Source organism: Mesorhizobium sp. M0239 (assembly GCF_040321815.1).
Lineage (GTDB): Bacteria > Pseudomonadota > Alphaproteobacteria > Rhizobiales > Rhizobiaceae > Mesorhizobium.
Map to the genome: position 1 here is coordinate 1 of NZ_JAMYSG010000040.1, position 13758 is coordinate 13758.

Annotated in this window: 12 protein-coding genes and 1 pseudogene; 6 read left to right on the top strand and 7 right to left on the bottom strand. The window is 62.9% G+C overall.

All coding sequences use genetic code 11. From position 1 onward, the window contains the following. The first annotated feature begins 149 nt into the window (after positions 1-149). Positions 150-1010, top strand: a complete 861-nt coding sequence (locus NKI99_RS29870) for an SMP-30/gluconolactonase/LRE family protein (protein WP_352613134.1) — start codon at positions 150-152, stop codon at positions 1008-1010. Positions 1011-1357: 347 nt separating this feature from the next. Here NKI99_RS29870 and NKI99_RS29875 read toward each other — a convergent pair whose 3' ends face one another. Next, positions 1358-2251, bottom strand: coding sequence for an NAD(P)/FAD-dependent oxidoreductase (locus NKI99_RS29875; protein ID WP_352613136.1), 894 nt, complete (start codon positions 2249-2251; stop codon positions 1358-1360). A gap of 106 nt (positions 2252-2357) precedes the next feature. Between NKI99_RS29875 and NKI99_RS29880 the strand changes: the two genes are divergently transcribed. After that, a complete protein-coding gene (locus NKI99_RS29880) occupies positions 2358-3029 on the top strand; it encodes a TetR/AcrR family transcriptional regulator (RefSeq protein ID WP_502895366.1) in 672 nt (223 codons plus the stop codon). Between the two features lie 270 nt (positions 3030-3299). On the opposite strand, the gene NKI99_RS29885 is transcribed toward NKI99_RS29880, so the two are convergent. From NKI99_RS29885 to NKI99_RS29895, 3 genes are all read right to left on the bottom strand, one after another. Continuing rightward, the gene (locus NKI99_RS29885; RefSeq protein ID WP_352613138.1) at positions 3300-5057 is read right to left on the bottom strand and encodes a SulP family inorganic anion transporter; all 1758 of its coding nucleotides are present in this window, start codon (positions 5055-5057) and stop codon (positions 3300-3302) included. A gap of 69 nt (positions 5058-5126) precedes the next feature. Continuing rightward, positions 5127-5405 carry a helix-turn-helix domain-containing protein gene (locus NKI99_RS29890; RefSeq protein ID WP_023813472.1) on the bottom strand — a complete coding sequence of 93 codons (279 nt, stop codon included), beginning with the start codon at positions 5403-5405 and terminating at the stop codon, positions 5127-5129. Between the two features lie 322 nt (positions 5406-5727). After that, complete coding sequence (locus tag NKI99_RS29895) at positions 5728-6153, bottom strand: hypothetical protein (RefSeq protein ID WP_352613140.1); 426 nt, start codon at positions 6151-6153, stop codon at positions 5728-5730. 92 nt (positions 6154-6245) lie between these two features. On the opposite strand from NKI99_RS29895, the pseudogene NKI99_RS29900 reads away from it, so the two are divergent. Further along, a pseudogene (locus NKI99_RS29900) lies at positions 6246-7012 on the top strand (IS5 family transposase). On the opposite strand, the gene NKI99_RS29905 reads toward NKI99_RS29900, so the two are convergent. Together NKI99_RS29905 and NKI99_RS29910 are read right to left on the bottom strand one after the other, a co-directional pair. Next, the gene (locus NKI99_RS29905; RefSeq protein ID WP_352613142.1) at positions 7009-7722 is read right to left on the bottom strand and encodes a phosphatase PAP2 family protein; all 714 of its coding nucleotides are present in this window, start codon (positions 7720-7722) and stop codon (positions 7009-7011) included. The pseudogene NKI99_RS29900 and the gene NKI99_RS29905 sit on opposite strands and share 4 nt — an antisense overlap. 14 nt (positions 7723-7736) lie before the next feature. Further along, positions 7737-8078, bottom strand: coding sequence for a hypothetical protein (locus NKI99_RS29910; RefSeq protein ID WP_013528672.1), 342 nt, complete (start codon positions 8076-8078; stop codon positions 7737-7739). A 172-nt stretch (positions 8079-8250) separates the two neighbouring features. Here NKI99_RS29910 and NKI99_RS29915 point away from each other — a divergent pair, with 172 nt between their 5' ends. Together NKI99_RS29915 and NKI99_RS29920 are read left to right on the top strand one after the other, a co-directional pair. After that, entirely contained in the window at positions 8251-9645 is a 1395-nt protein-coding gene (locus NKI99_RS29915) for a sensor histidine kinase (RefSeq protein WP_023813469.1), read from the top strand. Then, a complete protein-coding gene (locus NKI99_RS29920; protein WP_023813468.1) occupies positions 9642-10301 on the top strand; it encodes a response regulator in 660 nt (219 codons plus the stop codon). The genes NKI99_RS29915 and NKI99_RS29920 overlap by 4 nt, the downstream gene beginning before the upstream one ends. 280 nt (positions 10302-10581) lie before the next feature. Here the strand turns inward: NKI99_RS29920 and NKI99_RS29925 are convergent, their stop codons facing one another. After that, the gene (locus NKI99_RS29925; RefSeq protein WP_352613144.1) at positions 10582-11067 is read right to left on the bottom strand and encodes a hypothetical protein; all 486 of its coding nucleotides are present in this window, start codon (positions 11065-11067) and stop codon (positions 10582-10584) included. A gap of 558 nt (positions 11068-11625) precedes the next feature. On the opposite strand from NKI99_RS29925, the gene NKI99_RS29930 reads away from it, so the two are divergent. Continuing rightward, positions 11626-13629 (top strand): PhoX family protein, encoded by a 2004-nt coding sequence (locus NKI99_RS29930; protein WP_352613145.1) that lies wholly within the window; start codon positions 11626-11628, stop codon positions 13627-13629. Positions 13630-13758: the final 129 nt, after the last annotated feature.

Sequence of the window (13758 nt, forward strand, 5' to 3'; positions counted from 1 at the left end):
GGCCTCCAATCCAGCCAGCATCTTGAATCACAAACATCCGGCTTTGGGAATCCTACGATTCTCTCAAAATAGGAATCGCTCTAGCGGTTATCGGCCTTTCCGGAGTATCGAAAATCATAGCTCTCCGCCGTCATCACAGGAGAGCAGCCATGAACACCCTCGTCACATCAGCCTTTCTCGCCGTCATCGGCATCGCAGCCGCGCCTGCCGCCGAGGCTGGAGAACTCTGGCGCGCCACCGGCCTCGAACAACCGGAATCGGCACTGTTCGACGCAGCCAACAATCGCCTTATCGTTTCCAACATATCAGGCAATCCCGGCGAGGCCGACGGCAACGGCTATCTCAGCGTGCTGTCCGTGGACGGCAGGACGGTCACCCGGCACTGGACCGACGGCATGGACGCGCCCAAGGGTATGGCGATAGCGGGCGGCAAGCTCTATGTCGCCGACATCACCAAGGTTCGCGTCGTCGACCTCGCTAGCGGCAAGCTCGTCGCCAGCATCACGGTACCGAACGCTGTTTTCCTGAACGACATGACATCGGACCAATCAGGCAAGATCTATGTCACCGACATGCTGGCCGACACGATCTATCGCATCGACGGCGAACAACCGGAACTGTTCGCTAGGGATGCGATGCTGGCTTCGCCCAACGGCGTCTTCGCCGATGGCGACAGGCTGATCGTCGCCTCCTGGGGCAAGGGCATCAAGCCCGACTTCAGCACGGCGGAGCCGGGTGGGCTGCTGTCGGTCGACATCGCCAGCAAGGTGGTTTCGCCCTTGCCGGGCGCGCAGAAATTCGCCGATCTCGATGGCGTCATAGCCATCGGCGACACCATCTACGCCACCGCCTACATGACCGGCACGCTCTACCGCTATCAAGCCGGCGGCGCGCCGGAAGCGTTGGCGCATTTCAAACCGGGCAGCGCCGACATCGGCACCGACGGCAAGTCGATCCTCTATGTGCCGTTGATGAACGAGGGCGAAGTGGCTGCGCTGAAGCTCGACTGAGAGCCATGATCGGTGCCTCAGGGCCGATCTCTGAGACGTTCGCCAACAGCCCCTGTCGTTCATCGGCGAGGATCGCCAACTCGAACTCTTATTGTGGCTAGTAAACGACGTCGCCCGGATCGGCCCGCCAAGCGCCAATAGCGTACATTGCCAAGCAGATATTTTGATGTCGCCTTTGGGCCGGTAGCAGTCCGTCAGCTTCTAGTGGAGAGGCATCGAAAGCGGACATCGGGTTGCGGGCGTACCGACGGCTCAATTGGGGCCGGCAGCAGACTGGCTGGTATTGTCGGGCAGCCGACGGTGGCGACGACGTAGGGAGACCGGTGCGGAGAGGGGAATCTGTGTTCTCAAACCAGCATCGACTGCTGGGCGGAGATACCCGCCGTCGCGCCTTGCGATATTGCCGTGGTGACCGAGGCCATGGCCGGGTTCGCAAGATCGCCGGCAGCATAGATGCCGGCTGTGCTGGTTTCGCGGCGCTCATCGACCTTGATGGCGATGCCGAGGGGCGTATTGACCGTGGCGAGGCCCACTAATTCATGCAGGCTTGCGGACGGCTTGTTGCGCGGATGCGCGAACAGGATGTCGACCGCGGCATTGCGGCCGCTCTCGAGATTAACGGTGGTGATATGGCCCCGGTGATGGGCGATTTCGGCGATCCGGCCATCAACGATAGGTATGTTGCGGCGCGCCAGATCGGCTCGAACATCGGGTGAAATGTCGTGACCATCGGCGAAGACCGTCAATGTTTCGGTCCAGTCGTGGTACAGCCTGACATAATTGTGCGACGGCGGGCCGGACCAGACGAGGCCCCAATGCTGGTCGGCGACTTCAAAGCCATCGCAATAGGGGCAGGGCACAATGGATGTGCCCCAGCTTTCGGCAAAGCCCGGAACATCCGGCATCTGGTCGGCGACGCCATAACTCAGGATCAGGCGGCGCGCCCCAAGGCGTTCGCCATCGCCAGTGAGGACCGAGAAATCGTCGATGGTGCCGGAGATGCTGTCGGCCCGGCCATTGACCAGCCTGATCGTGGGATAACGCGCCAGTTGCTTCCGCGCTTCGGCCAGGATGTCCAGCGGTGGCTTGTGATCGTGGCCGAGCAGACCATGCGAGTGGCCGGCGAAGCGGTTGCGCGGCAGGCCGGTATCGAGAACGGTGACCTTGCGGCGGGCACGTCCGAGCTGCAGGGCGGCGGCGAGACCGGCAAAGCTGCCGCCGATGATGATGACGTCATCCATGGTGATGGGCTCCGTGTGTGGATGAGGGATGGCTTGGCCTGGCTTGCACATTTTTGACACTGCGTGGTATCGTAATTCAAGAATTATGATACTGTCAAGGACTGGAATTGTCGTGACCGAAAACAGCCAGGGCCGGCGCGGCCGGCCCGCCAATGAGGCGCTTGGCCAAACGATAGTCGACGCCGCGTGCGAACTCTTTGAGGAATTGGGTTTTCATGCGACGACATTGGACAAGGTCGCCCAGAGAGCGAAGATATCCAAGCTCAGCATCTATCGGCACTTCGAGAACAAGGAGGCGCTGTTCAGCGCGGCCATCGCGGCCCGCTGCCATCAGTTTGCACCACAGGCCCTTTTTGAAGGCGTCGACGGTTCGGCCGAAGATCAGCTCATGGTGGTGGGATCATCCCTGCTTCGCACGCTGTTGAACCCGGACGTCCGCAGTGTCGAAGCCATGATCATGGCCGACAAGACGAATCAAAAGTCGTTAAGCAAGCTCCATTACGAAGCCGGCCCCGCCCATGTCATCGCCCAAATCGAGGCCCTGTTGCGTCAGTTGCACGCGAAGGCGGTTCTGAACGTGACCGATCCTCTCCGGTCCGCCCGCCTGTTTGCCGCGCTTATCAAAGGATCCGATCTCCTGATTATCGCACGCTTCGATGAGGCGAGAGCAGAGGACGACAACGAAATCGAATCCTATTGCCGGTCGGCCGTCGCCATGTTCATCGCCGCGCACGGTGGCACGACCACCCGGGCGGATAGCCCAGGAGTACTTGCATGATATTTGGGGCTCGCATTGACATCAACGCGACTATTATCGTTGGGCAGCGGGCTGACCGGCGGCGTAACCTGCTACCACCCCATTCGAGGCCTTAGTGCTGGCTTAGCAGACCGTCAGCTTTCGGGAAGCTGCAACGATAGTCTGAATGGCGGAAACGAGGGCGCAAAGCGGCCGTTCACGTCGCGCCGTGCGTGAGTCAACCCAGGGCCAAAACGTTTGCGTTCAACCGGCGGACACCTGTGTGGCCCGCCGACCGGCAAATCCCGATTTCTACTCTGCCTCCAGCTTCCCTTTCAGCTGCGCCCGCGCATCCTTGATCGAGGCGGCATAGGTCACCAGCGGGCGCTTGACGCCGTGGTTGATCAGCATACGCCGGATCTGCGGCGCGGCACCTGATATGATGAAGCGGACGCCGGCGCGTTTCGCCTTGTGGGCGGCGCCCTCGATGACGTTGGCCGCCGTCGAATCGAAGAACGGTACGGCCGAGCAATCGAGGATGAAGTTTTTGCGCTGGTCGGCGATGCGGTCGAGCACGGTGCCGACGGTCGACGCGGCGCCGAAGAAGAAAGCGCCGGAGATGCGGTAGACCACGGTGTCGGCGTCGGTAGCCTCGCTGGCATCGTAGGCGTTGGTGCTGTCGGCGACATCCTCCTGCACCAGCGGCTGATCGGCCTCGACGGCAATGGACTTGGCCATGCGGTCGATGAACAGGATCGACCCCAGCACGAAGCCGACGACGATGCCTTCGGTCAGGTCGCGGAAGATGACGAGCAGGAAGGTCGCCATCAGCACCAGCGCGTCGCCGCGCGACGTGCGCAGCAAGGTGGCGAAGGCCTGTTTCTCGAACATGTTCCAGCACACGACGGCCAGCACGCCGGCAAGGGCGGCGAGCGGGATGTAGCTGGCGAGCGGCGCCGCCACCAGCATCAAAGCGAGCAGGATGGCGGCGTGGACGATGCCCGAAACCGGTCCGTGGGCGCCGGCCCGCACATTGGTCGCCGTGCGGGCGATGGTGCCGGTGGCACAGATGCCGCCGAACAGGGCGGACGCGATGTTGGCGAAGCCTTGCGCCACCAGTTCGCAGTTGGAGCGATGCCGCCGGCCGGTCATTCCGTCGGCGACCACTGCCGACAGCAGCGATTCGATGGCGCCCAGCAAGGCGAAGGCAATGGCATCCGGCAGCACGTCAATCATCCTGTCCAGGCTGACCGGTGGCAGAGCGGGCATTTGCAGGCTGCGCGGGATACCGCCAAAGCGGGTGCCGATCGTCTCCGCCGGCAGCGCAAGAAGCGCCACGACCAGAGACGCCAGCCCGATGGCGATGAGCATTGCGGGCCATGTCGGCCGCCAGCGCTTCAGGCCGGCGATGGTGACGAGGGTCAACACCGCCACCAAGGTCGCCGCCGGGTTGATGGTGCCGGCCGCCTCGGCGACCGCCATCAACTTGGACACCAGCGGTCCGGGCTCCTTGCCGGCAAGCCTCAGCCCGAACAGTTCGACGATCTGCCCGGAAAAGATGATGACGGCGATGCCGGCGGTGAAGCCGACCGTCACCGGATAGGGAATGAACTTGATGTATGTCCCAAGACGAAGATAGCCGATGGCGAGCAGGAAGACCCCTGCCATCATCGTTGCCAAAAGCAGCCCATCGATGCCGACACGGGCAACCGTCGCTGCCACCAGGACGATGAAGGCGCCGGCCGGACCGCCGATCTGGAAGCGGCTGCCGCCGAGCGCCGAAATGATGAAGCCGCCGACGATCGAGGTGTAGAGGCCGCGCTCGGGAGCGACGCCCGATGCGATCGCGATCGCCATCGACAAGGGCAGCGCGACGATGGCGACCGTCAGCCCGGCAATGGCGTCCGCCTTGAAGTCGGCGAAGGTGTAGCCCTCGCGCCAGACCGTCACCAGCTTGGGCGTGAACAATTCGGAAAATGTCGGCTTTGCCGACCCGTGGGCCGACCCGTGGCCAAACCGGTGGGCCGACTTATGGACCGGTTGATGCACTGCCCGCTGCGTCTGATCCATGGACTGCCTTTCGCACCCTGAAAGGCGGCGGGATCGTCGGCAGGGCTGTCGGCGGTCGCCGTCGCGACTTTATGCCGGCTCAGCCTTGGGACCCCGCGGCACGGCAGGCTTGAGGCGCACGCCCCGGCCGCCGCGCTCGCTGGTCTGGTTCTCGCCGATCAGCTCCACCCCGGCCTCGTCGAGAGCCTGGATGACCTTCATCAGCGTGTCGACCACGCCCCTGACCACGCCATCGCTCGCCTCCATGCGCTGGATGGTCGGAAGCGAAACGCCGGCGCGCTCGGCGAGCGTCTTCTGATCGATGCCGGCCAGCGCCCTTGCGGCGCGCATCTGCGCGGCAGTGATCATCGGCCACAATCCCCGTCTGAGTCTGCAGGAGTAAGGTGTAATACCATCATAGTGATGTTTCAAGCATTAGTATGAACCTCTGAGACGTAATGGGGCGGGCGTGACCGATCATTTTCAGATACTTCCCGGGATTGCGCGCTAGGGTGTCCATCTGGGCAGGGGGTAACGCGGTTGAGCATCCTCAAGACCTTCATGACGTGGGCGGCCTTGCTGTCGGCCGGCTGCGGGCACGGGCTGATCAACCGGCTGATCTAGGACGTAAACTCATAAACGCGGAATTATGAGGATAGAAAAGCGGTCCTTTCAAAAGTGGCCGGTTGGGTCACGGTTTTGAAGCGTAAACCAGACCGAGGAGGCTCTTTCCGAACCGTTCATCCCATAGCCGACCCCAATCCGCGATAAGCCGCTCCTCTGGTGTGACTGCGCGTCTATATTCTACTAACCTCGATATGCCGCCGTCTTCCGTCTCAACATCTGCATGGGTCATTTTCGGAGTTCCGTCAGAAAAGCGTAGATACATGTACGCAAAAACAATCAGGTGCCGCTTTCCCAATGACGCGACACGCTCGTCAATTGTCTTGACCGCAGACTGCACTGCATTGAAATCAGCAATCCTTACCGCTCGCTCAAGCCGAACGAAGTCCAGAAAAACCAACTGATTCGTGATCGTAATAAGCCCGTCGGGCGTCTTATCGACGCCATGGGAAATCAGTTTCTCCTTGACGAATCCATAGATCGAACCGGGCATTCACAGCGTTTACAATGTGAACCACTGCGTTCGCTAGGAGTCTTTTCGACTGGCGGCTTTCTTATTGCTGCTAAATCTGATTCAGGCTCGGCATGAGCCGATATGACCTGACCGACTTCGAATGGGGCGTGATCCAGCCGCATCTGCCCAACAAGGTGCGAGGCGTGCCGCGTGTAGACGACCGACGTGTAATGAATGGCATCTTCTGGGTTCTGCGCTCCGGTGCGCCGTGGCGCGACCTGCCCGAGCGGTACGGCCCACGAACCACCTGCTACAACCGCTTCGTGCGATGGCGGAAGGCGGGCGTGTGGGACCGGCTGATGGATGCCATCACCGCCGCGCACGACGGTGACATCCAGATGATCGACAGCACCTCTGTTCGCGCCCACCAGCAGGCCGCGACGGCAAAAAAGGGGGGCCAGATCACTGTCTCGGTCGATCGCGCGGCGGGCTCACGACGAAAATCCACGTCGTTGTCGATGCGCAAGGGCTCCCCATCCGGCTCGGCCTGACCGCCGGACAGGCGCATGACAGTCAGATCGCAGATCAACTGCTCAACCACCTCAGCCCGCGCACCATCGTGCTGGCCGACAAGGCCTACGATGCGGATCGCATCCGCTCCTTGATCGAGGAGCAGGGTGCAACGCCCAACATCCCGCCTAAAAGCAATCGGCGCTGGAAGCCGTGCTTCAGCAAACGGCTCTACCGCGAGCGCAATCTGATCGAGCGCTTCTTCTCCAAGCTGAAGCACTTCCGCCGCATCGCCACCCGCTACGACAAGCTCGCCGCCAACTTCCTCGCTATGGTCCAGCTCGCTTCAATGCGCCTGTGGCTGCGCGCTTATGAGTCTACGGCCTAGTCTCCAGTCTCGCCGTCCGGGTGCTGCCCACGCCATCGCTGCCACGCCCGGGCAGCGAGCCAGCAAAGCATCGCCCAGACGAAGCCCGCGCACCAGCCGGCAAGCACGTCCGATGGCCAGTGGACGCCAAGATAGATGCGGCTGATGCCAACCAGCAGCGTCGTCAGAACCGCCAGCGACAGCACATAGATCTTCGTCATTCGACCGGGCAGGAAGCGTGCCGCCAGCGCGCCGAGCGTCAGATAGGTCACCGCCGACAGCATGGCGTGGCCGCTCGGAAAAGACAGCGTCGTTTCGTTGACGAGATGCGAGACGAGTTCGGGGCGCGGCCGGTCGATGCCGGCTTTCAGCAGGCTCGACAATACCTGCCCCCCGGCCACCGCCACGAAGATGAAAAGGGCGGTCGCCGGCCTGCGGATAAGCAGGAGATACACGATGACCGCCGTCACGATCAGCACCAGCACGCTGCCGCTGCCGAGGCTGGTGATGTCGCGCATCGCCCCTTGCAGCCACAGCGGGCCGACCGGGCTGTCGGGGCGGCCCGCCTGGCGGAAGGCGAGCAGGATTTCGGTATCGAAGGCGTGCGGCGTGGTGGCGCGCGCCATCTCCATCAGCTCCTCGAATCCCCACAGGCCGGCGGCGATGACCAGGCCGGCCAGCAGCACCGGGAATTCAACCCGGTTGAGCAAAGCGTTCGCGGCGTTCTTCATCGGCAATTCGCCCGTTACAGCCGGCCTTGCAGATAGGGTCCGAGCGTGATCAGCGCCACCGCTGCGATCGCCAGCATGATCCCGGTCGCCTGCAGCGCATTGACGCGCTCGCCGAAGAAGACCAGTGCCACGACGTTCACCGAGACCAGCTGGATGACGGCGGAAAGGCTGAACGACACCGACATGCCGAATTCGCGGATCAGCCGCAGCATGATCAGATTGCCCAGCGAATAGAGTGCCAGCGTCAGCGCGATCTTGCCAAGGCTCGGCGCCAGGCCCCATTGCTTGGCGGCTGTCGCCGCCAGCAGGAAAATGACCGTCGAAAAGCCGAGCTGCAGCAATCCTGAAAAACTCAACGCTCCGTCCCCTCTCGAAGCGGCTCCCGCCGCGTGTGTCGCGGACGTTGTTTCCCAAGCGCGCCGGGACGTCAAGCGACCTCGACCAAACGAAGCTCTTGGCAATGGCAAGCCGGAAGCTCAAAGTACTACCATCGCCCAATCTGTCGGTTCGAAGGGCGGTCAGGGGCTCATGATTCGCAGTTTTCAAAACCTGGTGCGGCGCTGGAGCGAGCTTTCCCTTGCCCTGCAATTCGTCATTGCCGGCGGCTTTGGCCTGCTGGCTGTCATGTTGGTGGTCGGCACCTGGGTGACGGCGCAGATCCGGGACGGCGTCATCCGCAATTCGGCCGCCACGACGGCCCTTTATGTCGACAGCGTGATTGCGCCGCTGCTTCCCGACTTGCGCAAGGAGCAGGAGCTCAGCGAGTCCGTCAAGCAGGCGCTGGACGAGACGCTTGGCCAGGGCGCGCTTGGTAAGCGCCTCGAATCGTTCGTACTCTGGCGCCGCGACGGGACGGTTCTCTACGCCAAGGAGACGGCCCTGATCGGCCGCCGCTTCGGTCCGAGCGACAATCTGCGTTCCGCCTTCGAAGGCAACGTCGTCGCTGAATTCAATACATTCGATGATGATGAACGCGAGGAGAAGGCTACCCGCTTGCCCTTGCTGGAGATCTACAATCCCGTGCGCGAGCCCTGGTCGGGCGAGGTGGTGGCGGTCACCGAGTTCTATGAGATCGCCGACGATTTCCAGGCCACCCTGGCGTCCGCTCTGTGGTCGAGCTGGCTGATCGTGGCCGGCGCGACCCTGGCGGCATTCCTGCTCCTGTCGGGCATCGTCCTGCGCGGCAGCCGCACCATCGACGACCAGCGTGGGGCGCTGCGCCGCCAGGTGTCGGAGCTGCAGGGTCTGGTGGCGCAAAACAGTGCCTTGCGACTGCGCGTGCAACGGGCCTCTCGCCGCGCCACCGCGCTCAACGAAAGATATCTGCGCCGCATCGGCGCCGACCTCCATGACGGCCCGGCCCAACTCGTGGCCCTGGCGGCGCTGCGCATGGATAGTCCGATATTTTCCAGCGATGGCCATTCGGGCGTAAGCCGTTCGACCGAGGTCGCGATGATCCGCAAGACACTGGAGGATGCGATGCGTGAAATACGCGGCATCTGCACCGGCCTTGTCCTTCCGCAGATCGAGACGGCTGCCGCAAACGACATTCTGCGGCTGGCCGTCAAGGAACACGAGCAGAGGACGGGAACGTCGGTGACGCTGACGCTGGCCGGACAGTTGCCGGAACCCGGCGCTTCCGAGAAGATCAGCATCTATCGTTTCGTTCAGGAAGGGCTGAACAACGCCTATCGCCACGGGCTAGGCAAGGATCAGGCAGTGAGCGCCGGGATGAAAGGTGGCAGGCTTTTTGTCGAAGTGTCGGACGGCGGGCCGGGTTTCGATCCGGCGGCACGGGTCGAGGGTCTCGGCCTCGCCGGCCTCAGGGAGCGGGTCGAAAGCATTGGCGGACAGTTCGAAACCTTGACCGGGCCGCAAGGTACGCGTTTGGTGATCCGTCTGTCGGTCGAGGAGCAAGCATGACTGGTACCATCCGCATCGCCATTGTCGACGATCATCCCCTCTTTCGCGAAGGTGTGACGCGCAGCCTGTCGGAGATCGGGGGCTTCGAGATGGTTGGCGAGGGCGCCACGGCGCAGGATGCCGAACGCCTCGCCACGACGGTGCGGCCCGACATCTTGCTGCTCGATATCTCCATGCCTGGCGGCGGGCTGACCGCGGTCGCAAGCATCCTCGCCAGCCATCCCGCCCAGAAGATCGTCATGCTGACCGTTTCGGAGGCCAATGCCGATGTGACAAAGGCGCTGAACGCAGGGGTGAATGGCTATGTCCTCAAAGGCGTCGGGTCGCGCGGGCTCGCCGACATCCTGCGCAATGTTGCAGCCGGCGAAAGCTATCTGTCGCCGACGCTGTCGGCCCGGCTGCTTTCGGATCTCCAGTCCCAGCAGCCGACCGACGGCATTGCGGAACGGCTGCGGCAGCTCACCGATCGGCAGACGGAAATCCTGCGGCTGGTGGCGGAGGGGCTGAGCAACAAGGAAGTCGCCTTGCGGCTTGAGCTGCAGGAGAAGACCGTCAAGCACCACATGACCGGGGTGCTGTCGAAGCTCAATGTGCGAAACCGCACCGAAGCGGCCTTGATGATGCGTGAGTTGCGCGACCGCGACAGGCCTTCTTAGAGCATTTCACCGTTTCACGGAAACGGCGAGCTGCTCTAATTCTTTGTTTTGACGCGATTCTAGACGGAAAACCGCTTCACACTTTTCCTAGAATTGCTCTAGGCCAGGTACGGGGAAATGCGCAACGGTTTCCCGTCCCGGATTGCGCAAAAGCACGTCGCGCCTCGGGACTGCAGCCATTGCGGTGCCGAAAACCGAGACGCTGGCCAAAAACGAGGTCACCTCCGCCGGGGGGCGGCGGAGGTGACGTGCAAAGCTGACCGTTGCCTGTTGGCCAGCTTCACAAGGCCTTGAGACGATTGGCATCGGCCGGGGTAGCCTGGCGGTCGATGATCGTGCGACCGAGCGCGTCCTTCATGCTGAAACGACCGTTCTCGAGCTTTTCCGTTATGCCGTCGGGGTGCCGGACCGTGATCTTGTTGTCGGTCACGTCGACCTTGTCACCGGTCTTTGCATTGACATGGCTCCCGCTCTTACCCTGATTGGATCCTGATTTGCCGCTGTTGCCGCTGTTGCCATTCCCATTGCCGTTGCCGCTGTTCCCGCTATTGCCTCCGCCGGAATTGCCGCCGTTGCCGCCCCCACTGTTGCCTCCGCTCCCACCACCACCGTTGCCGCCGCCACCTTTGCCGGCATATGCGCTGGCGGTCTGGATGCCGGAAACGGAGCCGTCCAGGACAATTTGGTAGGGAGCAATCGTCAACGCCAGCGCCGCTGCCGATTTGAGCGCCAGCCGGCAACAACGGGTCGTGACCGATCTGTGCATTTTGATCTCCGACGACTGAGCCCGGCGCGCCCCACCCCAACGTTGCAGTGCAACAACATTGCCGAAAGACGCGGCGCCCGGAAGCGACCTCCGACCGTTGCGGTTGTCAACTAGGACCTTTGCAAGCGCAAGATTGGACTAAAGTCCCAAGCCTATGCTACATTAGCTTTGCATGAACGGCGCCGCGACCGCCATCGCTAAACGGGAGACTCGCTTTCCCGACGCCTGACGACGGCAGACGCCGAACATCAAGTCACCTCCGCCGGGGGCGGCGGAGGTGACTTGTCGAGCCGGCTTTGTCCGTTGATCCGTTGGCAACGACTGACGTCATGCGCCGTTGTAAGATGCGCGCGAAACATGCCGCCGAAGGTCTCCTTCCTCTCGAAAAGACGGTTCCGGAGCAGCTCACGGCCTTCGGGAATGCTGAGCCAGCGCTGCGCGTAGTGCCTGTCGCGTCTGAAAGGTCTCCCGATGTCACGAAAATGTGACCCGGCGATTATAAGGGGGGTCAACAGGTACCCCACGCTCCAGCCACCCGACAGCCAGAGGCAAGCCACGATGACTGACCTTCGCTCCCCCGACACCCGATTCCGCACCAGCCTGCTCGAGGAAAACGACGGCCCGGCCATCAACGCCTCCGACAACCGCACCATGGGCGAGATCATCGCCGCGCGGTTCTCGCGCCGCGGCTTCCTCAAGGGCTCGCTGGCCGTCTCGGCCATCGCCGCCACCGTCAGCCCGCTGGCGCTGATCAGCGCCGACGAGGCCAGGGCAGCGGGAGGCTCGGCCTTCGCGTTCGACGAACTCGAGGCCGGCATCGACGACAAGCACCATGTCGCGTCGGGTTACGATGCCGATGTCCTGCTGCGCTGGGGCGATCCGTTGTTTGCCGATTCGCCCGACTTCGACCCGACGAAACAGTCGGCCGAGGCCCAGGCCAAACAGTTCGGCTACAACAATGACTATGTCGGCTACATCCCGATCGACGGCTCGGCCGAACATGGCCTGCTGGTGGTCAACCACGAATACACCAATCCGCATCTGATGTTCCCGGGCATCGTGAAGATCGTCGAAAAGGACGGCAAGAAGTCGGCAGAAGTCGCACCCCTCTCGAAGGAGCAGGTCGATGTCGAGATGGCCGCCCATGGCGGCACCATCGTCGAGATCCGCAAGGACGGTGGCAAATGGCAGGCGGTGCGCGACGGCAAGCTCAACCGCCGCATCACCTCCAACACCGAAATGGCGCTGTCCGGCCCGGTTGCCGGCCATGACCGCGTCAAGACCAATGCCGATCCGTCCGGCACCAAGGTGTTCGGCACGTTCAACAATTGCGCCGGCGGCGTCACGCCCTGGGGCACCTATGTGATGGCCGAGGAGAACATCCATGGCTATTTTTCCGGCGAGCTGCCGGAAGGCCACAAGGAAGCCGCGAACTACAAGCGTCTCGGCATTCCCGAAGGCGCCTATGAATGGGCGGCGCATTACGAGCGTTTCGACCTCGCCAAGGAACCCAACGAAGCCAACCGCTTCGGCTGGATCGTCGAGGTCGATGTCAACGACCCGACCTCGACGCCGAGGAAGCGCACCGCCATGGGCCGCTTCAAGCATGAGGGCGCCGAATCGATCGTCGCCAAGGACGGCCGCGTCGTCTTCTATCTCGGTGACGACGAGCGCTTCGACTATGTCTACAAGTTCGTGACCAGGGCCGCGTTCAATCCGAACGATCGTGCCGCCAACAAGGACCTGCTCGACGATGGCACGCTGCATGTCGCCAAGTTCGCCGAAGACGGCACGGTCGAATGGCTGCCGATCGTCTTCGGCCAGGGGCCGCTGACGGCTGAAAACGGTTTTGCCAGCCAGGCCGACGTGCTGATCGAGACGCGCCGCGCCGCCGACCTGCTCGGCGCCACCAAGATGGACCGCCCGGAAGACGTCCAGCCCAATGGCGTCAACGGCAAGGTCTATGTCATGCTGACCAACAATTCGAAGCGCAAGGCCGACCAGGTCGACGCTGCCAACCCGCGCGCCGAAAACGCCTTCGGCCACATCATCGAAATCGCCGAGGACGGCGGCGATTTCACCGCCGCCAAGGGCAAGTGGGAAGTGCTGCTGAAATGCGGCGATCCGGCGGTCGCCGATGTCGGCGCCACCTTCTCGACAGCAACGACGGCCAATGGCTGGTTCGGCATGCCCGACAATTGCGCGGTCGATTCGGCCGGGCGTCTCTGGGTCGCGACCGACGGACAGGGGCCGAAAGCCACCGGCCGCACCGATGGCCTGTGGGCAGTGGACACCGAGGGGGCGGCGCGGGCGACCTCGAAACTGTTCTTCCGCGTGCCGATCGGCGCCGAGATGTGCGGTCCGCTGTTTGCGCCCGACGACCAGACCGCCTTCGTCGCCGTCCAGCATCCGGGCGACGGCGGAGAGGACTGGGAAGCGTTCGGGCGCCCCTCTTACTATGAGGACCTGTCGACGCGCTGGCCCGATTTCAAGCCCGACATGCCGGTGCGGCCGTCGGTGGTCGCCATCACCAGACAGGGCGGCGGCAAGATCGCGGTCTGATTGCCCACTCGCATGGGCAGCAGCGGAGCAGAATTTGCGCCGCTGCTGCGCCTTGAAGCCGCGGCATGTATCCCTTGGGCTGCGGAGCAGCTCCAGAGGTCTGCGCCGCGTCGCTTCGCTTCTTGCTCC